The sequence below is a fragment of the Metabacillus herbersteinensis genome, from assembly GCF_042433335.1.
GTDB lineage: Bacteria > Bacillota > Bacilli > Bacillales > Bacillaceae > Metabacillus > Metabacillus herbersteinensis.
This window is the reverse complement of sequence record NZ_JBHLVO010000024.1, coordinates 49271-70273: the sequence shown is the minus strand read 5'-3', so window position 1 is coordinate 70273 and position 21003 is coordinate 49271. Positions and strand designations below refer to the sequence as shown.

Below are 21003 nucleotides of genomic sequence, written 5' to 3'. Positions count from 1 at the left end.
TTCCTCCTAAAAGTTTCAGTTTTTAATTCAAAAATGAATAATTATTGAGGTAAGTCTGCTTGGACACTTTCAATTTCGAGCTCATACGCATCCGCTTCAGTGTCAACCATTACATAACCTACACCGAATAATAAAATACCAATACACATTGCAGTTACCGCGATCTTTAAAAATGTACTTAACGTTTGATTCATTTCTTTTTTCCTCCAAAAAGTTATTTGTTTTTTAATTGATACTCTTCTTTGAGCGTATCTTGGTGGTCACTATTTTTATCAGATAGAGATTGATAAACAATCCCTATTAACAAAACGGAAAGGACAACTGCTGTAATGCCGAGTGACATAAAAGTTGACAGTGATTTATTCATATAGACAACCCTCTTACTTTAGTTACTTTCGACATAAGTACTTACATCATCAGAAATTTCATCCATTTTTACATAAAGGGCTCCGAATACTAAAGTTCCAATAACTAACGCAGTTATGGCCAGTTTCATAAAAGTACTTAGTGACGTATTGATACAATCACCTCCCTAAAATTATTGACGTGTATTATCCATGATGTATGAAACCATAACAACTATGACTACAAGAAAGTTCAAAATGATTAGAAAGTGTGTAGTCCTAATTGGTATTGATGCTAGATCAGTCGTGATTTTCCAACGTCTTCTATAATTCTCTATTTGGGAACGAACAAACATGTTATTCATTCCTTTAAGAGATTCAATAGCGGTTTCGCGGTCAACTTCGTCAAGTGTTTTCATAACAGATACGAGTGCCTTTGCTTCTTTAGACCCTATTTCACTAGCAAACTTATCTAAAGCTACTTTCGGACCATCGTCGTTGTTCCATCTTGTAAGCAGCTTAGAGATGGAGCTATGAATAACGTCGAAGTATGGTCTCATATTACGAATAATGTTATAAGCATTGATCCTTGTTACGGACATCATTTCTAATTCATTAATGAGAAGGTCATAAAACATAAATATCTCAGCGTTCTTCTTCGCTTGCTTGTAATCAATCACCCGCTTCATGAGATAGACAAAAAGGGTCGGTAAGCTAGGGTGAAACAAGATAAATACCAATATGACTCCTAACATTGCCCAAATACTTGATGAACCATTGAAGACTAGAGGTACAATCACGTAGTTGCAAATTAATAAAAAGATTATTGAGAAAAAAATAGTATGGTATTTTAATCCGTTTAATCCAAGCGGGTAATCAGCTTTTTTTAACCAATCCTCCGTACTAGACTTCGAAGCATTGTCAGCAAGTTTTGCTTTGTTCTTTTGATAAGACTGCCTAACCCTCAATCTGGTTTGAATTCTTTCCGTATTCGAGGATAGACCTGTGTAAATAAGTATCCCCGAGGTCAGACCTAAGATCATTCCCACGGCAAAAATGAAATAGGGAATCACCTTGTAAATAAGGACGGTTTCCTGCAAGTTATATCCCCCCTAGATATCATTCTTTGGACGTTTTAGCATCATGGAGATAAATACAGAAAATACTACTCCGATACTAGCCATCGTAATGACTGACAGTGCCCATGGATTTTGAAATTGTAGCTTGAACCAATCCTGTGGTCCTGCAATAAAATAGCCTAATATAACAGAGAGAATGAATACTGGCACCGTTAGATACCCATTAAATACAGAATCTAATGTATGAGACTTTTCTTGCTCTAACATTTCCTCTGTCTCTTCAATTTGACGAGTCAAAACCAGTAGCGTGTTTAGTACATTTTCGTGATACAAATAGGATTTAACGATAATGTTCCCTAAACGTTTTGCCCATGAACTTCCGGCTGTGTAAACAAAAACAGTGACACTTAATCGTAATTCATCTTCGTTTTTAGATACCTGCAGATCGGAAATTAATTTCAAAAAAACAGTCCTTAGTTGTTTGCTTTCAATTTTCTTCTGAGTTTCTATTAGTGCGTGGTACATATCATAAGAATTTGCATTGTAATTCTGTGTCAGCGATTGAACAATTGATAGAAACTCAGTACCCATCAAAAAGCGTAATTTCCTTAATCTCAATTGCAAAACCATGTACGGTATCATTCCAACGAGTGCACCCAATATTGCAGCAAAGAAGATATCTTTAAATTGGATAAATACGAGAGTTGTCATAAACAGAAACAGTAAGGAAGTAATGACAAGAAATGAGAGAACCTCTTGTTCTGATTTCTCTTTGCTCGTTGTCTTAATCAATAAGTAAATGTGTTTCACCAAAGGTTGACGATATTGAAAGGTCGTTGAAGGTGTCCGATCTGCTCTAACCTTTCTTAATCGATTACGGTATTGCCACTGATTCACCTTTTCTTTAAGTGGTGTTTCCATAATTGACTTGGATGCAATTAGCCCAGCAATTACAATCACACCATAGAGAATATAAAAGATCCCATCTCCCCAAAACCAATGAAATAATCTATCCATCTAGTTCTTCTCCTAAGATTTGTTCCAGTAAGTTGTCTGCAATACGTTCATAGTCTGACATCGGAGATTCCTGTTCTCTTGCACGTAATAACTTAATAAGTTTCTTCGTCTCTTCGAGGTTTTCTTCTGCCATTAAATGCAGAAGTGTTTTAGTGATATTAGCAGAGTAATAGTATTTTTTCGTCACGTTACTATACTTGATAAGATCCTGAGTATAATATGTCCGTTTGTCTGAGTCCCAGATAACTTCCGTAACGCCAATTACTCTCTTTTTTCGTCTGTCTCTATCAGCACTCATGGTGACAATGATGTCTACATTTCGAGAAACACGTTCTAATTCATTTTCGAATTTTCTATTAGAGAATTCATCTAGTATATGACGGGTAAGTTGGGGGGCTACGTTCTTAACATCTGTTAAATGATAAGTGGAATATGCACCACGCTCACCACGCTCACATGCTTGCAAATATCCCTCAAGCTCCATTGAACGAATCTCTCCAACAACGATAAAATCATGTTCCATCCGTAAAAGTCTTGGAACTGCTTTGTGCAAATCCCCCTCTTTTGCTTGAATCTCAAAAATTAACTGATTAGGCAAGTGAGCAGACAGAGCTAATTCAAAGTGTTTTTCCATAACGGCCATAACAAATTTAGGATCACGTTCTCGTAACATAGATTTCATAAAAGTAGATTTAGCAGAACGCACACGTCCAGCAAAAATAATATTAGCCATCGTCCTGGACAAAGCTGTGAATATCTCAATATCTCTTTCTTTAATAGTTCCTAGTCTTGCTTGTTCATAGAGACTAATGTCTTTAACAATAAAGCGCCTAAACATAATGTAATTCTCACGTGCTCTTGGTTTCTGCATCATCGTGATACGACTACCATCTTCTCTTTCAATTTCTAATTCAGGTGTTTGATCATTGATAACCGCATCTTTTGTTCGATTGGTAAATGCACGTTTAACACGTTCTACTACATCAATACTTTCAAATCGCTCTTCTTGTCTAACAAAACTACCATTAATGTCGATCCATAGTTCCCTTCCTCTAATTACTGCAGCCTCTGACTCGGGGTACTTTTCCCACTTATGCAGGATACTGACTCCCCAAACGTCATGGAATATAGCTTCGGCTAGACTCTCATAGAACTTCGGAAAGTCTGTAGAGGTGATATTCTGTTTCATTAGGATCTCTTTTATTTTAGAGATGAAATAACTCATTGATTTTTCATCACCAATTACGGCCTTATGCACTAGTTCAACAAAATGAGTTTCTTTATCGTGCTCTCTGTCTTCCCAAGACTCTTTAGCATCAGAGTTCTTTTTAACACTATCTTGATCTGGACTATTATGAACTTTGTCTAATTCTGCCTTTACAATCTTGCAAATATGACGAAAGGATTTTTTTCTTGCGAAAGTGGTAACGGTAGAAGACTCAAGACCATTCTTTTCTATCGTATCGTTTAACCACATAGAGGGATCATAAGGTTTATCATCTAATCCCATTTGTTCGGTGATACGTTCAATGTCATCAATTGCACGATCTATAGTGACTTCTTTCACCATTCCTTTTCACCATCTTCTTTTTGTTTCTTTTTACTGAAAATCCCACTTAAAAATCCGCGATTATTTTCCAGTGAAGCGGCAGATAAAGGTTTTTCTCTAAGTTTCGCATTAGCAATTATTAAGTTTGATAAAGCGTCAATCGACTTAATGTACTCGCCACCTTCAACCAAGTCATATAGCAACTTCTTTTGACGAATAGCAATTGGACCTAATACTTCAAGATCAGGAAGAGTGGCTATTCTTTGCATTTCAAGCTCTGCTTCTAAATCCTTCTCGTTAATTAGGGACATATTCGTCTGATATTTATTAATTACAAGCATAAAGTCATTTCTACTAGCACCTGAGGGTTCAATTAACTGTTGAAATACATGAGGAAAGTAACCTCTATAGCCTTTATCCTCTTGGCTTGTTATAACAAACTTTAGATTACTTGAAACAAATGCTTGCGCTGCACACGCTGTATCAAAATGAGTCCCCCCATCAATTAAGATAAGGTCAAACATCTCTGAAGCAACCTCGATCAAATGAGCAATTTCTTCATTACGGTAATATCGCTGTAACTTAATATCTCGATTACCTGCTAAATGGTAGAAGTTTTTGTATTGATACAACGATTCACTTAATTTTGCTGGTGTTAGGCTTTGAGTTTTAAGGTCAACTTTTAAATCATTTAAATAACTACCGTTGTATTCTAAGAAATAGTCCGACGGGTCCCAAGCGTTTAAACTAAGAACTAATACTTTGCCTTGGACTCGGTCTGAGATTGCTCTTGCTAGATTCAAAACAGTCGTTGAAACGCCCGCTCCACTATGCGTGCCAAAGAAACTGGCCACCTTCTTACTCGCATATTCCGCTTTGTCAAAGATGATTCTTAAAACCTCACTAGCAACTTGATCAGTGGTGTAGTATTCATTAATTGGAGTAACCTTATACGCTGAACAAAAGCGCTCGATATTCTTAGTGATGACATCACTTTTAACGTCGTATAGTTTATAGAAAATAGGTAGCATAGGAAACTGATCTCGAATGGATTCTAATTCAGTGTAAGGAACAACTTTTCCATCTAGGAGTATGACATCTAAATTAACTGTTGCTTGAAGCATTTTGTTTACTTGGTCAAAAACTAGCGCCGTCTCAATTTGCTCTTCTTTTTGAAAAATTTCTTTATATTTGCTTTCATAACTAACGATTCCAATTATCATCTGACTAAACTCCTTTCTTTAATTGTAGGTAATGTACATTTTGTTCTCGTTTTGAATAACTTCATTCATTAATCTTTGGAAATCTTCTTCATTTAGAATAATTTCCAAGTCTGATATATTGCCTGTCGCGTTCAATCTTTCGTTCTTATTCTTAGCATCTTCTTCACTATCATTGGTAACCTCACGGTTGCTACTATCTTTTGCATATACAACTTTTACATTCTTTAATAGTGGTTCTTTTAACATAGAAGGAGAAACTTTTGGTTTTTGTTTACTTGACACCTCATTGGGCGCAGCGGAAGAAGGGCTATCCGTAGCTTGCGTGTCTGTATAATTCCCAATGAGGTCTTTGCTAATCAAGTAAATATCAATTGTATCTTTTCTTCTTAATGACCCAGGTTTTGCAAAGATCATGTCGCTTACGATCGGCCGAATCGCTTCACCCTCTGATTCGTTTGGAACTATAAGGTCATAATCAATCATCTTTTTAGAAACCATAGAATTACTTACCATCACTTGTGAAGCTTCGCGTCCTAAGATTTCACTTATCTCCTTGGCATAAATAACATCACCGATAAGGGATTGTTTTTGCCTTCTTTCAACTGCTAATTTTGCTTCAGTTATTTCTTCATTTTTCTCGATTGTCTTTCCGGGCTTCACGACAACAACCTCAATTGAGTCGATTTTATCTTTTATAAAAAGGTCGTATATTGGAATGAATAACATGACAGTTAGAGCTGTTAAAATACCTAATGTAATCTTTGTTCTTGGCTTCATGACTTGCCTCCTATTTACTTTCTATCTTAATTTTTTTATTTAACATATTTCTAAAAAATTGAGTGCCTTTACGTTGTTTTTTAATAAAGTCATTTGGCAGCAAGTCTTCGATAATTGGTTGCAATGCTTGGGTAACTTGATTCTGATACTGGCTTATATCATTGATAAATGTTCCAGCATAGTGACAATCAAAAACATGTTTCGGGTTGAAGCAAGGAACAATCGTTTTTAAGTCATCTCTGTAAAGGTTTTGAAAAAACTCATTTTCTAGAATAGAACGATCAAACCGATTTCCAATTAAGTGACTTTTGCTATCATTCAGCACTTCTCTAAAGAATTTTGTTAACACATTATCTGGATCTTCAAGATACTGAATATTTGCAATGTCTGGCTCTAAGATGAAATAAGCATTGGTTGCAATATCATAGATATCCCGGTAAATTTCTTGATGCCAATCTGTTCCGACATCCAGTATCGTGACAGTAGATTGAGAGGACAACAATATCTTTACATATACATCAAATGGGATTTCTTTCATCCCATAGATTGGCTCATTTGAGGGGTGTTTAACAACCATGTTGATATCTTCTAATGTCCAATCGAATATACTAGGTTTCTTAGGATCAATTTCTTTTGTAAACTGATAAAATTTACTTCTATAATCTGGAATGCGTTCATGTCCAATAAAACGATCATAGGAGTAAGCGGAAGAATAAGGACTCTCTATATATGTAACACTTACACCCAAACGTGCTAGTTCCCTAGCCAAAAGATGGGATACAAACGTACTTCCAGAACGGGAGAATGGACTACCGATTAATACGGTTTTAGCCTGTATGGGTACGCCGACAATCTTTTCCACCTGATTAAGAATTTGAATGCTATAATCTCTCTTTACGACTTGCTTATTAACAACCTTAACGGTCTTTTCAACTTTCTTTTCGATTACGTTCTTTACCACATTACGTTTAATTACGTTTCTAACAACTGTCTTTTTTTGCTTATCCCTTTTAAGGTTTGGTGAGTCAGCATCAGATTCAACCTGTGAATCCTGATCTTCCTCCTTTTCTATACTGTCATCATCGTCCTCTGTAGGTAACTGTGATTGTACTTGTCTAGGTTGAGAACTTTGCATAAATTTAGAAACACGAGAAAAACGAGGTTTGTCATTTAACTGATCGATAAGCTCAATCATATCTATTGAATTATTATTAAAAATATCCAATACATTGATTCCAACTAACTGACTCAAAAAGGGATCACCTTTTTGCCTTTCACACATGAAAACAATTCTTATCGCATCATCATAATCTACTCGTATTTTAGAGAAAAACGAAAGCCATTCCCGTTCTCTCTCTTCTTTACCCACATTGTCACTAGGCAAGTAGTAGTCGTGAACAACTAAGATGTCAGGCTTCTCTAAGTCTACGATTTCACTGAGGTAGCGATGGTGCATAACTTCTTGCTCTGGAACAATAAAATCTTTCTCTTGTTTTAATAGGTTGTTACGCAAAATTTGACTGAAATCTTTGTTTCCGATTCCCAGTAAAACTTTCTTCATTGCAAATCACTCCGTTTTTGAACAAAAAAATCCCCGAAAAAATCATGATGATTAAACACTATAAAAAATAGTATTTATCACGATCTTTTCGGGGATTTCCCGCTTATTCCATATAGAATTAGGTGTCCCAGCAATGGGTGTAGCTGGGAACTTCAGAAAGGACTTCTTAAAGAAACTTTAAGAAAGGATGTTCTATCTAAAGCGATTTTATCATTCTCACCATTAATAGTCAACAAGGTTACGAGGTAAAAAGAAAAGAGTGGTAGATGATTAAATAGCTAAGGTCTGAGAGTATCAATAGCACCATTATTCTTATAGTTAACACCTTCTCATTTATCTCTATAGCCCTCTATACAAATGAATGCGCAACGTTTAAGAACAACACGTAACCAAATATGTTATAGTTGCATTTGTGTTTCTTCTACTTTCGGTTAAATTTATACAGAGCAGTACCATTGGAAAACATAGATACTCAGAGTGAATCCTACTTCAAAATATATTATATAACACAGCTAAAATTATAAATTATCTAGATATGAAGGGAAAGGTTATATGAATAAAAAGCGATCCTATAAGCATTGGACACGATTAGAAGAAGTTAAATTAGTGAATCTGCGAAAAGCGGGTTTGAAGTATAGAGAAATAGCAGATGAGATGAACCGCACACCTTTAAGTGTAGAAAAGCGTTATAGAAAAATTACCGAATAACAATAAAATTAAAAAAACCACGTATAGACGTGGCTAGCGCTTTTCTTCGAATAGTTTTACAAATTGGTCTACTAGTTGTGGATCATAATTTTTCAATTTTAAATCTTTAAGTTCCTTTAATGCCCAATCAACAGGGTAGGCTTTTTGATATGTTCTTTCATTTGTCATTGCGTCAAAACTATCTACAATTCTCAGCATCTTGGCATAGAAAGGAATCATATCACTCTTAATACGGTCAGGATAACCTGTAGAGTCATAATTTTCGTGATGATACAAAACTCCCTGCAAGAATTCTTCTGAGAAATTGTATTCTTTTAATAGTTCCACACCATATATAGTGTGTTTGAATAAAAAAGCTCTTTCATCCTCCGTTAAACCTCCTTTCTTGTTTAACACCTCTTTAGGAACAAGAACTTTACCCACATCATGTAAAGCACCTAGTTGATAAAGCTCAATTAGGATAGGTTGAGACAAATTAAGAAATTTTCCAAACTGATATAGGAGATCTGCAACTCGTAAGGAATGCTGAAATGTATACATATCATGTTTCCATAACTGTTCTAAAGGTATGAAAATAATAGTCTCTTCCTCTAAATGGTTCATTCGCTGCCCCCTCTTCTACTTATCAAAGAATTCTAAATGAATTCGTGTCAAAGCTTCTTGTTGAGGTTGGTAAAATGCAGTTCCCAATCCATCCTCTACTAAATCTTCTTCAACACACACCCAAACCTTATACGGATAAGTATCAAGCAAAAGCTGCTTATGAATTTCTTGTGCAACCGATAGAGTTGAAGTATAGATTACTACTACAGATGTATTATCAGGAAATTCATTAACTTTAAGCATTCTCTCTTTTTCGAAGAGTTTTTTCCACCTGTACAGTTTATCCTTTAAAAATCCTACAAAGTTTTGACTCATTTGTGCCCGCTCTATTAAAAAATTAAGATTACCACGAGGTGTTTCAATTTCAGCAACACCCATGGGCTTGGGAACAAGTTTGTTACTTCCTATAAGAGCGTTCCACTTCCAATTACTTACGGACTTAGCTTCAATAAATTTACAGCGTAGTTCATTCATAGCCACATAACGTTGAATGGCACCAATTCCTAACCCATCCCAGCGATTTGGGTCCATAAAAAAGTCTTGATTGTAGTAATGTTTAAGTAGTTTATATCCTGCTATGCCTAATGTGAAGGGTGCTGGAGGCTTATATTGTTCTTCTTCATCTGTGCGAATCCGAACCTTCCAGCGATCTACTAAACCTACACGTCTAAACTTATCTAAGCGTTTTGATACATCTGAGCGGGATATTCGACTAGATAAGTATCTTCTTAGCTGATCTTCGTTGCAGCATATAGCGTCACCTAAAACTTTAAGTATCATTACGTCAGTATCATCAATTCGTTTTCTCATGTATAAAGATAAAACGGCTTCAATTGTCGTGTAGGGTCGATAATCCTTGGGTAAAAATTTATAACCATTTAAAAGAGGGTGATCCCAAAAAGGAACATCCCCTTTCTTATCAAGGTAGTAAGGGTATTCTATTATTTCATCTTGCAGTATATTTGTACTCATTATTCAAACAAGAACCCACCAAGGTCTTTTCGTTTCTTCTTACCACGAGGATACCCTATAATCACGACCTTGCAATGGCGTTTCTTCTTATCAATTTCTTTAATCTTACACGTTACAATATCCCCTACTATTGGTTCTTCTATATTTCGAGGTTTCATCCCTTTTACTTCTAAACCTACGTCTAATTGGACAAATACTCCGTGTATGGAATGAACTGTTGTTACTTTACCTGCTATTGCTTCATCATCTTTCATTAATTGCTCTAATGACTTAAAAGGATCTGCTATAGTAGCCTTTCTACTTACTTGTACAAGTTCGCGCTCTTTATCAATCCGTAAAACCTTTACCTCAATTTCAGTACCTCTTTCAATGCTTGAAGAAATGTCACGTACTCGCCCATGATCCCAATCGTATTTCAACATAAAGCAATCAACACCATTTACGCGAATGAAGATACGCTCAGTTTCTGGATTGAAACCTGCAACTGTTCCTTTGTATATTTTATTGTCTAATTCACCTTTACGTTCCAGGTACTCTAAATCATTCCAAAGGAATTCTTTTTTAATTTCATCTGCCTTTTTTACGCTGACGATAGCTACTTTTTCTTCTAGATCGATATCTTCAATGATAAACTCTTGAATGGTACCAACGAAACCTGTGAGTGATTTGAATTCATGAGAAGAGAATTCGTGAGCTGGGCAGTATGCTTTAATGCCGCCCTCTAATAAGAAAGTTGCGATCTCCATTTCTTTGGGTACGTATTTACCGTTTTCTAATACTTTTCTTGTTTTAATCCCAAGAGAGCGCACCACACCTTTTACAATCTCACGATTACGTCTAGCTCTTGCTAATGTTTCTAGTTCCACATCATTAGTCCAAGACTGATTTAAAACTTCTGTCATTATAGTAACCTCCTAGTTTATTTATTACTTATTATTTTTGCTAATGCTGTGAATAATAGACAATAAAAAACACCCCAAAATAACGTGCAGCAAATCAAAAAGATTGCTACATGTAATTTTGGGGTGTCCCATTTATCATTAAGTTGTCATGGAAATTTTAACTAGTGTCTATTATTACTTGATCTCGGTTACATTGTATAACAAAATTCGACGTAAGGCAACAACCTTCGGAAAGCGGAATTAATTTTACATACAATGGAGCACTCACACCTTCAAATAAACACCTTGGCTATCTATCAATTACTCTATAAGAATAAGTTTCATTCAAATTTCTTTTGGAATACTGGGTTGAAAAATACACCATCACTCTTAATCAACTGAACAAAACCATCCTTTTCAAAAGCTCTATTTTCAATACTATTAGTTGTAGCATGTTATTAAGAACTCGAGTAAATAAAGTTGTGTTTTCACTTTCATTTCGGTTTCCGCGCACCTTCATAACGTATTTGGATTCCTATGTTTTTTTACGTTTTTGGGTCATTCCTTTATCTTTCCTATCCAATGCACAAATTCCAGTAGAGTATAAAAAAAGCCCTTTATAAAAGGACTTCAATTATGCGGATATTCGAGGTTTACACCACTGATAGCTTCACATTGAACATGTGATTCATTTATTATTCAAGATTTCCGAGATAATTTGACTAACGTGTTTGCCACGCATTTGTTTTTCAAATACGACTTTTATATCAGTATCATTAATTGCTTCAAAAAACTTGTTAGCCAATGTAATCTTATCAGTTTCATCTTTTGATAGGAAACGCTCTTCTTTATTTTTAGACTCAATTACGATATTCAAACGGGTACGCCCGTCTTTTTGTTTTACGACATAGGAAAAATCAGGTGAATAAGTTTGTCCATTGATTACAGGAATACGAATACTGTTTTTTGGTATTTTACCGAAAACAATAACTTCACTAATTTCTTCATTAATTGAACTATTTTCATTTGAATCATAGAAAAATTCATTATACAAGTACTTTTCTTGTGGGGTCACATCTAAATACTTGGTCCCAATGGTATGAGCTGCCACTTTTTTTAGAGTGCCGTCAATATTCGTTAGAGCAGTCGGATGAACAGACATATCAATTTTTTTGTACTCAATCGTTTGTAGCATAATGGATGCAATTTTCTCTTGATACTTTTTAATCAAATTGAACGCTGTCTTTCGTGTAAAGAAAGCACTCATTTCAATCGGATCGTTCTCATTATATTCTACTAAAGCTTGATGAATAGTTTGGAACGGAATAGAAGTGGCTTTAGATACTATACGCAAAAAATTGTTGTATGGAATGGTATCAATATATTTATGGACTTCATAAGTACTATTATTTGAATCCCCCATTGTTAGATGTGTACCATCTTCACCTTTTTCGACTTTTCGTTCAACAAATTTGAGGGCATCCATTTCAGCAACTTGTCCACTTTGTAATACTTCAACAAGCAACTGTTTAATTTCATCTTCTGAACCTAGCTTGTAATCGATAAATACTCTCTGGTTAATAGTTTCCCAAAGTTGGAAAAATTCTTTGTAATTACTTTGGCGCACAGTAACGTATTGTTTTGTGGTTCCAGCTTTTCGTACCTTTTCTTTTTTAACCGATTTGTTTAACTCTGGGTATTGTATATAAAGCTCTTCACGTTTTTCTTCTACAATGTTACCATGACGGTCGATGAATCGCTGACTAAATAAATCACCAAAGATTTCATCCTCAGTTTTGTTATACACCTTTGAGAGCTCTTGTAAAAGAATATCTGTAATTTGCTTTATTTGAATAGATGGAGCACTTTCATTGATTTCATTCAACAATTCATCAGCAAATTTACGCTCTGTAAAGTCAACAATATAATTCAACTCAAACTGAGAACTTTTCACACGGAACAAAGCTTCATTAACAGGTAGACGTAAACCCCGACCTACTTCTTGAAGTTTAGATATTTCGCTACCAGAAGAACGTAACTTACAGATAGTAAATACATTAGGATTGTCCCATCCTTCTTTTAGGGTCCACTTTGAAAAAATGAAACGCCTAACATTCCAATTGTCTTCATAACGATAAACTAAAAGCTTTTCTTTGTCGCGTAAAATCTCATCAATTTCATCTTGTATTTTGTCGTCTTTATCAGTGTTGTCTTTTGAAAAATACCCACCATGCGTATCTTGGAGATTTGCTAAACTTTCTTGAAGATAGCTTGCATACTCTTCACTAATACCTTCTTGAAGTAATTCTTCCATTTTTTGTTTAAGTAAAAGCTCAAATGTATTTTTTAGATATGGTGTTCGTCCATCTACCTCACGATAAGCCTTAACCTCGTCAATGAAAAAGAGCGTTAATGGCTTGATTTTTACTGGTAAAGCAAAATACTCTTTCTCTTTCGCAAAATGCTCATTAATAGCTTTTTTCATGAGTACTTCTTGGTAGGTATCAGAAAAAGAAGACGGATGAATAGCTTGATTTTTTTCAAGGACAATTCCGTTAGATAGTTCAACAACACTTTTGTTTAGCCTTTCAATGGAAATATCTCGTAAGTCGGATGAAATAGAAGACAAACTATCTCCTTTTTCTAAACGAAATGTTCGTTCTCTGCTTTCATCAACATACTTGAATGATGCGCTTTTTCCATCTAAACCGACTAATGTTAATTTTGCGTTCTTTCTTCCTTCAAACTCAGGAATATGAATCGCAACTCCTTTAACTAGATCATTGTTAAATGCTTTAACCGCATCTAAATCATAAACAAGATTTTCATAATCTTTATTTCTCCTTGATTTTTCAGGGAATGTTGCCCCGTAGCGAATCATGGATTGAGGGTCGAGCTTCAATAAATTTACATATGATTTCCCTGATCGCTTGTATTTATGAGGCTCATCAATAATAACAAACGGTTTTGTATGAGCTAATAATTCAAAAGGTGATTCAGCACTCCCGAACCAAGAACTATCATCAAAGATTTTGTTCATGGTAACGGAGTTTAACATGCCTGTATTAATGAGTAGAATATGAATTTTGTTGTCAAAGTAAGTGGCACGAACAAAGTTCGAGATTTCTAACGGAAAATATTCACGCTTGTTTTTTGATTTCTTTTGACTACTCAAGACATGTAATTCCATGACTTTTCCATACTCTTCTTTAAAATGAAGACGTGTACTATCTGATTTGAGAAATTGCTCTGTACCAGCTTTAATTGGTAACGTTGGAACTACAATAATGAACTTATTAAGATCATATTCGCGATTCAACTCGAAAATGGTTTTTGTATAAGTATAGGTTTTTCCAGTACCTGTCTCCATTTTAATATCTAAATTAAAGTGCTCATTTAGAACAGGCGTAATGTCCTTAATTCCGTTTTCTTTTTGAATGGCCTGTATATTGTCCAATAGGTTGTCATCATGTAACTCAAAGTGATGATTGGCCATCATCTCATGACGCTCGCGTAATGGAACATCTTTAAAAATATTAATGACTGCTTTTACAGCTTTATCTTGGTGGGGGAGATTACGTTCAAAATTGAATCCCATTTTAATACCTTACCTCCACATGTATATCAGCAGATTTACGCCCATTGCGTAAATGCTTCATGTTGTCATTTAATGAAGCAATCGTCTGTGTAGCAAAACTGTAACCAAAAAGAACTAGCTTGTTGATGATGAACTGCTCTTCTTTTTCGATTTTTTCAATAAGTGTCTTTAAATGTTCGTCAATTGTAAAGTTACCATCTAGCAGGTAAATTGTGTTATCGACTTTGTAAGCTGTATAGTTTCCTAAGTCAATTTCTTCTAAATTGATGTTTAATGGATGACCGTCTTCAAGCATCCATGTCGTAAGAACGGTATCTTTACCAAATTCATTCAAAAAGGTATCGTCACTAACAATAGAACCCTTAAAGGTAAGCATCTTGTTCAAATCATTTTCTGAGACTTGTTCAGTTATTGGTTTGGTCTCAAAAATTTTAAACCCATAATCAATGTCAGCATTCGTTTCTTCTTTTATTTTCTTAGCAGCACGTTTGATACGGTCAATTCCGATTTCAGTAATATATTTGTATCCAGATTGATAAGCTTCAGAGTTTTCGGTGGTCGGCTCTGATATTTGAGCTAAAATGTACTTCCTACCTTCATTATCTTCAGCATTTTGCTGCATAACAGCATGTGCAGTTGTAGAAGAACCTGAGAAAAAATCTAAAACAATTGAATTCTGGCTTTCAGAAATTTGCAGGATGCGTCTAATAAATTCAATTGGTTTTGAATGATCAAAAATCTTTTTCCCATCAAACAGAGCTCGTAAATCTCTTGTCGCCTTTTTATTTCCATCAAGATCGTCCCATAAAGGTGATGGACGTTTGGTTCTTCCTTCTAGATAATATTTTACATATGGCCACCAAATTTCTTTATCATCACGCTTGGTCTTCTTCCAAAGAATATAATCTTCCTTTAGCAATCTCTCGTAAGATTTTTTCTCAAATCTCCAACAACTTTCATATCCTGCAGGGGCAATAGGATAAACCTCATTCCCATCTGGATCAATCACAGGATAATACATGTTAGGACGGTCTCCCCTGCGATCGTTACTTCCTGTTTTTCTCATTTGGTCATATGCATAATTACCACGTTCGTCTTCATTAGCAAATCTTTTTAAATCATGCTCTGTTAAAGGTATCCCACTTAAATCAACATCTAGTGTTTTAGTGTAAACAAGTACAAAATCAAATGAGCTGCCTAATCCTCCGCTATCTTGTCCCGTTGTCTGTCCAGTAGCTCTTACGATATTTCCCTTGGAGTTTTCTTCTCCAAAAATTTCATCACATAATAATTTTAAATTAGTTAATTCATTATCATCTATTGAAATAAATATAGCTCCATCATCAGACAACAATTCTCGGGCAATAAATAGTCTAGGATACATAAATGTTAACCAAGCACTATGCGAACTGGATTTTCTTTCAGTAAAATCTAAGATTCGTTGTGCTTCTTCAATTTCAACGTTCGCTAATTCAGCCAGCTTTTCAGGAGTGAATATGAAGTTGTCTTGGTAGACAAAATCGTCACTACCTGTGTTGTAAGGTGGGTCAATATATATCGTTTTGATTTTTCCAGCGTAAGCATTAACTAAATGCTTTAATACATCGAGGTTGTCCCCTTTGATATATACATTTTGTGAGTCTTTATTTACTTCCAATAAATTATGGTCTAAATCAGGTGAAACAACTGTTTCAGTTTCCAAATTAGCAATAACCTTTGCATATGATTTGCCAAGCCAATTCAAAGAATATCCTTCTTTCACGATATCTACTTCTTCAGCTAATTCCGCTTCTAGCTTTTTGAAATCTAGAGCGCCATCCTTTGTAATGCAATTAGGAAAATGTTTTTGAAATACCTTTAATTTTTCATTTGATATATCTAGATTTTCATTTCTTTCTAATTGTTCACGCATTTACGATATCTCCCTATCATAAAAAAAATTCTATATTAATAGGATAACAGAATAACAAAATACAACAATAGTTGTACAAGTGTAAATTTTCCTTTTCACTATAAAAAGACCCCTTTAGATAACCATATCCAAAGGGGCAAAACGGATTCAACTTTATCTCAAAGCTACTAATACTCACTACAAACGCACTTGTTAATCATTAATGCTTCCAATTAGCATATCTATATCATCGGACGTTACCTTCTTTTTAGTAGGTGGGGTAATAGTTGCTACTTCTTTCTCTACTTCCTTAAGTAATTCCTCTTGATCAATTGAAAGTTTGCTTATTTTTTTTTTAGGTGACACCTTTAAGGTAGCAGAAGGAAATAAATCACTTAATGCATCATCCTCATTAATTGTAGGTGCGTTTTTAAAACTAGGATTCTTTGAATCCACTAATTCCTTTTTTGAATCAACATGTGAGTCACTAACATGTGAATCACCTTCATTCACTGTCTGATCACTCACACCAAATTCAATACCCTCCTTTACTTCATCAGCTATAAGTAAATTAGGGGCATCGACTTTACCAACAAGTGATTCATCCTTTGAAAGTTCGTTTTTACCATTCATACTTCTCAATCTATTTAGTTTCGGACCTTCATCTATTATCCTTACAGGTCGTTCGATATCATATTCGAATATCGCCTCTTCTTCATCAACTTCCTGTACACTCTTACTATCAGACTCGACTCCGTTTACTTCTTCATCGTCATCAACTTCCAACGGCTCTTTAACTAACTCAACAACCTCTCCTGAAAGAAAACGATCTCTTTCCTCTAACCAATACTCTCCATAAGCTCCTTCTACTTCATAAAGGGCTTCCTTAAACTCCTCTTTTGGAACAAAGTTCGCATCTATTTGTCTAACTGGAATCGGTTTGTTGTTTGCGACGATCTTTACAGCAGCTTGGAACGGTTTTTGGAAAATAATATCACTTGGAGACAAGATAGCCTCCTTAGTTTTTGCGTAGGAGTTCCCTCCTCGTGTTGTAGGTGATTCTTGTAAAGGAGAGACAGTCTGTTCACTTTGTGTCTCTTCAAAACGTTCTTTTTCACCAAAAATCTTTGAAAATAATTGTGCGTCAAAATCAGGTATATCACCGTAAACCATTTTATGCCTTAACGTTCCTAGTAAAGTATGCATATAAGTTTCACCATATTTATCTGCTAATTGAGCTACTGTTTGAGCTACAACCGTAACAATCGTTTTATATTTACGAGATTGAGCGGGAAACTCTTTAAATGGCCGATAAATAAAATCCGGGAATTCATCTACTAATATATGATGAAAATTACTAGTATTAGGGGTGCGTCTAAAAACAGCATTTTGCAAACTAAGTAGTACGAGTTTCCCTAGAAGGTTGGACAGTGCGGCCAATTCGCCCTTAGCGGTATTGACGAGTAATACTCCACCGAACTCAAGATGTTTGTCAAAATCAAAGTTTGATTTCCCAAAGAGAACTCTTCTGATCAGTTTATTGGCTCCAATGTCATTTAGAATGTTTCTAAGACCTTGAACATATTCCGCTTTGGCATCATAGTAAGCATCCTCCCCTCTATACTCACCTTCTGTCACTCTTTCTACTGATCCCCCTTTAGCTTTAAGTGGAAGATGGTTCATGTCAAACCACTTATCAATTTGCTTTACAATCTCCCAGTGGTTTCGTTCATCTCTATTCTCTATTTGTTCAATATCTTTAGGGATAGTTGCTTTTAATTTTTTATGCATGACTCTAACTAATATGGGACTTTCGTACATTTTTAAGAGCATATCAAACGTTACTTCTTGATCTGGCTCGTGTAATTTCAACAGGTAAATATAGTGTTTTAGATGATTTCGTTCTGACTGCTGAAAGAAAAAATTACCAGAATCTCCACCTTCAGCAAGTCCTTCAATTACCATAGCAAACGCTTCAGCTACTTGATCCACAGGCCCTTGCATAGGATTAATATTAGGGGTGTTAGGGTTGGTGGGATCAATATAAAAAACAGACTTTTCAGGTATTTTATGTGCTTGAACTAATTGAAAAAGCTTTTGGCATAAGTCATTTGAAGGCTCGATTACAGATATCCCGTTTAAATACATACCCTTTACTTCTTCAGAATTGTAATCGTCCCTGTGATAGATTTCAGGAAAATCATTTATAAACTTCGTCATCCAGTGAAGGTCTTGGTTCAAAATAGGTAATACCAATGCAGCTGTCTTACCAGTACCAATACTTCCTATGATTACGTTGTTAAGCGTTCGATCTTTACCTGGTTGAATCATTAATTCCTGAGTTTCAGAATCTGGACCTAATGTAACATCGGGCCAATGTTCTTCATCTCCGATTTTAAAGAATTTTTGTAAGATTCGAGACTTAAACTCAAACTCCTCAAAGGCTACCTTAAGCGTTTCATTATGCTGAGAATATTGACCGAAAAGCCATATTACAATCAATGTCACGACTATAGGCGGAATAAACATTAGTAATACCATAAGATTTTCGGTATTACCGACTAGAACACCATGCCATACGTTAACGATCTCTAAATTTGCTATCCGGATCTGAAGATATGGAACAATGACGTTATATACAGGAGCTGTGATTAACCATGTGTAATAAAACGTGATTCCAAGTAACATGCTATAAAATATAATCTTTCTCCAAAGAAACGTTTGAAACCTTTTGACTTTCGTTGAGATCAGCCAAGTAATTATTAATAGTGTCGTTGTCGCTGCTAAACCCCATATCGTTGGATATAGCGGGCTACCAAAAAGTACGAAAACAGGAATCTCATTAGTAAACTGACCAACCATCAATAGAAAAAAGTTAGTGATAGCTCTTATTGCTAGAAAAAGAGAAACCAAAAGTAAAAGATATGCAGATAAATAAGGAATTTTACGCATCAATTCATTACTGTCCCTCATATGTACAATCCTCCATTCTATAAGGGGAAATAAACTTATAAAACACAGGTTCACTATTTAAACTATTTGTCCATTCGTTAAAGTCACCTAACAACACATTCTCATATTCAGTACCTATTACATCATTTATCCTCTCCTCGGTCTTTTTGTAGAAAGCAATAATTCTATTAATTTTGATCTTATAGATATCTTCTGCGATTGCGTTAGATAGATTATTGAGTACATGAATATCCTTGACATTACCTTCGTCCATAAGATGGAGAAATACAAACTCATTAAAAGTACCTGAGGTATTACTTAATTTAATAACGCCATCTGGTTTAATCTCTTTTTTAATATCAGGAGGAAAAACAAGATTATCTTGAACAATTTCAATATTGTATTCAAAATTATTGTTTAACTCCCCTAGTACTTTTCCAACAGACAATGCATATTCTATCTTATTTCTTACACTATCGGGCTTTAATCCATGAAGAAGGTTACCTATTGTATCAGATATTCTCTTTAAAGGAAGTACATAAACTGATAAATTTGCTAATTGTAGACCAGGCGTATTAATTAAAAGTTTTTTTAGATTTCCTACTCTTCTGGAACGGTCATCACCATACTTGTTTCTCGTTAAAAAAGTGTCGTCTAAAATAACTATTAATACAATGTGCTCTTGGTCGGGATTTAGTTCACAATATTCTATATAACTTTTCACCTTCATTTGTAATTCTTGAATAGATTCTGTTCCTGTATCCATCTCTATGTTCAAGTGGAGATTTCCATTTTTAAGAATCCAATCAGGAACAATCAATCTGCTTTTAGAAGCGGTATCTACATAAGGGTAATAATATGGATTTTGAGATTTAATATCTGAGCTTATGTTTTTTATACTAGTAATACCCTTTACGACTACTTCTTGTGTAGCTAAGAAGTGCTCTATATTCTTTGTCGATGAGAATTTACTGATTTCAATATCTTTCCACGACTTAGGAATTTTACCTTCTTCAATCAAAACCTTGATACCATTAAAGCCAATTCTATAATAATTGAATCTACAACCTTTTTGCCCTAACGAATATTCGTGTGAATGTACAATGTTATACCTTTTCCATCTGATCAACTTTACTCTTAATGCATCAATTTTCATTTTAGAAACAGTAGAGTGATATTGATGAATCTGTTCAGTTGTTAGCAGTCTTTGTTCGGCAATTGTTGTAAGTAGATACATATCTTCTTCAGACAAAAACACCCCCTGTCTATTCGGACCAAAAGTATGACGTTTTTTTACCACATAAATCCTCCTCAACTAAAAAATGCCCCCATAAAGAATCAAACCTTTTTTCAAGGTTGATTCATTAAGGGGGCATCCCTATATATATGATTTCTTGCTTGCACTTTTTAGAACTTGATTATAGCAGATAATCCTTCGATGTACATCTTAAAATTAAGTCTCTACACATACTTCTAGGGATAAAAAAGAGTTGATTTAAACGAAATGGCATTTTATTTTAGTGTACAGAAGTGAATTTGGGAAATAAACATTTTTAGAAGTAATTCTGGTTATGATACTAATTTCAAAATGGAGTAAAGTCAAGCTTCTAATAGCAGACTAAACCCATGTCGCAGTTGAAACATAACCACAAGGCAATCTTAACGTGTCAATCTTAACGCATTAGATGTTAAGTTTGGAGTGTTATGTTTAACTTGCTATGTTTGGGATTTAAAGATGATTTATAGCTGTAATACTTCAGGGTCTCAAACGATGATTAAATCAAGTCCTCTGCTATAAAGAGTGTTTATCATCTGTTTTGAAGAGACTAGATGACCACCAGACTCTAC

General features: G+C 34.9%; 16 protein-coding genes. 1 reads left to right on the top strand and 15 read right to left on the bottom strand.

Annotated elements, in window-relative coordinates:
- Positions 1 to 41: 41 nt before the first annotated feature.
- The 8 genes from ACFFIX_RS20660 to ACFFIX_RS20625 form a co-directional block, all read right to left on the bottom strand.
- Complete coding sequence (locus ACFFIX_RS20660; protein ID WP_378937428.1) at positions 42 to 194, bottom strand: hypothetical protein; 153 nt, start codon at positions 192 to 194, stop codon at positions 42 to 44.
- Positions 195 to 214: 20 nt separating this feature from the next.
- Positions 215 to 367: a hypothetical protein gene (locus tag ACFFIX_RS20655; RefSeq protein WP_378937427.1), complete on the bottom strand. Its 153-nt coding sequence runs from the start codon at positions 365 to 367 to the stop codon at positions 215 to 217.
- A 171-nt stretch (positions 368 to 538) separates the two neighbouring features.
- On the bottom strand, positions 539 to 1444 hold the full coding sequence (locus ACFFIX_RS20650) for a hypothetical protein (RefSeq protein ID WP_378937425.1): 906 nt from the start codon (positions 1442 to 1444) through the stop codon (positions 539 to 541).
- Between the two features lie 12 nt (positions 1445 to 1456).
- Positions 1457 to 2440, bottom strand: coding sequence for a hypothetical protein (locus ACFFIX_RS20645; protein WP_378937423.1), 984 nt, complete (start codon positions 2438 to 2440; stop codon positions 1457 to 1459).
- The gene (locus ACFFIX_RS20640) at positions 2433 to 4007 is read right to left on the bottom strand and encodes an ATPase, T2SS/T4P/T4SS family (protein WP_378937421.1); all 1575 of its coding nucleotides are present in this window, start codon (positions 4005 to 4007) and stop codon (positions 2433 to 2435) included. Before ACFFIX_RS20640 ends, ACFFIX_RS20645 begins: the two co-directional genes overlap by 8 nt.
- Entirely contained in the window at positions 4004 to 5212 is a 1209-nt protein-coding gene (locus ACFFIX_RS20635; protein ID WP_378937419.1) for a CpaE/TadZ family protein, read from the bottom strand. Before ACFFIX_RS20635 ends, ACFFIX_RS20640 begins: the two co-directional genes overlap by 4 nt.
- Before the next feature lie 18 nt (positions 5213 to 5230).
- Positions 5231 to 5989, bottom strand: coding sequence for a hypothetical protein (locus ACFFIX_RS20630; protein WP_378937417.1), 759 nt, complete (start codon positions 5987 to 5989; stop codon positions 5231 to 5233).
- Positions 5990 to 5999: 10 nt separating this feature from the next.
- Complete coding sequence (locus ACFFIX_RS20625; protein ID WP_378937415.1) at positions 6000 to 7550, bottom strand: hypothetical protein; 1551 nt, start codon at positions 7548 to 7550, stop codon at positions 6000 to 6002.
- Between the two features lie 552 nt (positions 7551 to 8102).
- Between ACFFIX_RS20625 and ACFFIX_RS20620 the strand changes: the two genes are divergently transcribed.
- Positions 8103 to 8258: a hypothetical protein gene (locus ACFFIX_RS20620; RefSeq protein WP_378937413.1), complete on the top strand. Its 156-nt coding sequence runs from the start codon at positions 8103 to 8105 to the stop codon at positions 8256 to 8258.
- Between the two features lie 33 nt (positions 8259 to 8291).
- Here ACFFIX_RS20620 and ACFFIX_RS20615 read toward each other — a convergent pair whose 3' ends face one another.
- The 7 genes from ACFFIX_RS20615 to ACFFIX_RS20585 all read right to left on the bottom strand — a co-directional run bounded on the left by ACFFIX_RS20615 (position 8292) and on the right by ACFFIX_RS20585 (position 20455).
- A complete protein-coding gene (locus ACFFIX_RS20615; protein WP_378937411.1) occupies positions 8292 to 8861 on the bottom strand; it encodes an HD-GYP domain-containing protein in 570 nt (189 codons plus the stop codon).
- A gap of 15 nt (positions 8862 to 8876) precedes the next feature.
- Positions 8877 to 9833, bottom strand: a complete 957-nt coding sequence (locus tag ACFFIX_RS20610; RefSeq protein WP_378937409.1) for a hypothetical protein — start codon at positions 9831 to 9833, stop codon at positions 8877 to 8879.
- Positions 9833 to 10735, bottom strand: coding sequence for a S1 RNA-binding domain-containing protein (locus ACFFIX_RS20605; RefSeq protein WP_378937407.1), 903 nt, complete (start codon positions 10733 to 10735; stop codon positions 9833 to 9835). The genes ACFFIX_RS20610 and ACFFIX_RS20605 overlap by 1 nt, the downstream gene beginning before the upstream one ends.
- A 667-nt stretch (positions 10736 to 11402) precedes the next feature.
- Entirely contained in the window at positions 11403 to 14312 is a 2910-nt protein-coding gene (locus ACFFIX_RS20600) for a type III restriction-modification system endonuclease (protein ID WP_378937405.1), read from the bottom strand.
- A gap of 1 nt (position 14313) precedes the next feature.
- The gene (locus ACFFIX_RS20595; RefSeq protein ID WP_378937403.1) at positions 14314 to 16224 is read right to left on the bottom strand and encodes a site-specific DNA-methyltransferase; all 1911 of its coding nucleotides are present in this window, start codon (positions 16222 to 16224) and stop codon (positions 14314 to 14316) included.
- Positions 16225 to 16416: 192 nt separating this feature from the next.
- Positions 16417 to 19176 (bottom strand): type IV secretory system conjugative DNA transfer family protein, encoded by a 2760-nt coding sequence (locus ACFFIX_RS20590; RefSeq protein WP_378937401.1) that lies wholly within the window; start codon positions 19174 to 19176, stop codon positions 16417 to 16419.
- Positions 19163 to 20455 (bottom strand): replication-relaxation family protein, encoded by a 1293-nt coding sequence (locus ACFFIX_RS20585; protein ID WP_378937399.1) that lies wholly within the window; start codon positions 20453 to 20455, stop codon positions 19163 to 19165. Before ACFFIX_RS20585 ends, ACFFIX_RS20590 begins: the two co-directional genes overlap by 14 nt.
- Between the last annotated feature and the right edge of the window lie 548 nt (positions 20456 to 21003).

Excerpts from the sequence above, each read along its gene's own strand:
- ACFFIX_RS20645 (WP_378937423.1), bottom strand. The coding sequence starts at position 2,440 with ATGGATAGATTATTTCATTGGTTTTGGGGAGATGGGATCTTTTATATT.
- ACFFIX_RS20595 (WP_378937403.1), bottom strand. The coding sequence starts at position 16,224 with ATGCGTGAACAATTAGAAAGAAATGAAAATCTAGATATATCAAATGAA.
- ACFFIX_RS20630 (WP_378937417.1), bottom strand. The coding sequence starts at position 5,989 with ATGAAGCCAAGAACAAAGATTACATTAGGTATTTTAACAGCTCTAACT.
- ACFFIX_RS20615 (WP_378937411.1), bottom strand. The coding sequence starts at position 8,861 with ATGAACCATTTAGAGGAAGAGACTATTATTTTCATACCTTTAGAACAG.
- ACFFIX_RS20620 (WP_378937413.1), top strand. The coding sequence starts at position 8,103 with ATGAATAAAAAGCGATCCTATAAGCATTGGACACGATTAGAAGAAGTT.
- ACFFIX_RS20625 (WP_378937415.1), bottom strand. The coding sequence starts at position 7,550 with ATGAAGAAAGTTTTACTGGGAATCGGAAACAAAGATTTCAGTCAAATT.
- ACFFIX_RS20600 (WP_378937405.1), bottom strand. The coding sequence starts at position 14,312 with ATGGGATTCAATTTTGAACGTAATCTCCCCCACCAAGATAAAGCTGTA.
- ACFFIX_RS20590 (WP_378937401.1), bottom strand. The coding sequence starts at position 19,176 with ATGAGGGACAGTAATGAATTGATGCGTAAAATTCCTTATTTATCTGCA.
- ACFFIX_RS20635 (WP_378937419.1), bottom strand. The coding sequence starts at position 5,212 with ATGATAATTGGAATCGTTAGTTATGAAAGCAAATATAAAGAAATTTTT.
- ACFFIX_RS20605 (WP_378937407.1), bottom strand. The coding sequence starts at position 10,735 with ATGACAGAAGTTTTAAATCAGTCTTGGACTAATGATGTGGAACTAGAA.
- ACFFIX_RS20660 (WP_378937428.1), bottom strand. The coding sequence starts at position 194 with ATGAATCAAACGTTAAGTACATTTTTAAAGATCGCGGTAACTGCAATG.
- ACFFIX_RS20655 (WP_378937427.1), bottom strand. The coding sequence starts at position 367 with ATGAATAAATCACTGTCAACTTTTATGTCACTCGGCATTACAGCAGTT.
- ACFFIX_RS20610 (WP_378937409.1), bottom strand. The coding sequence starts at position 9,833 with ATGAGTACAAATATACTGCAAGATGAAATAATAGAATACCCTTACTAC.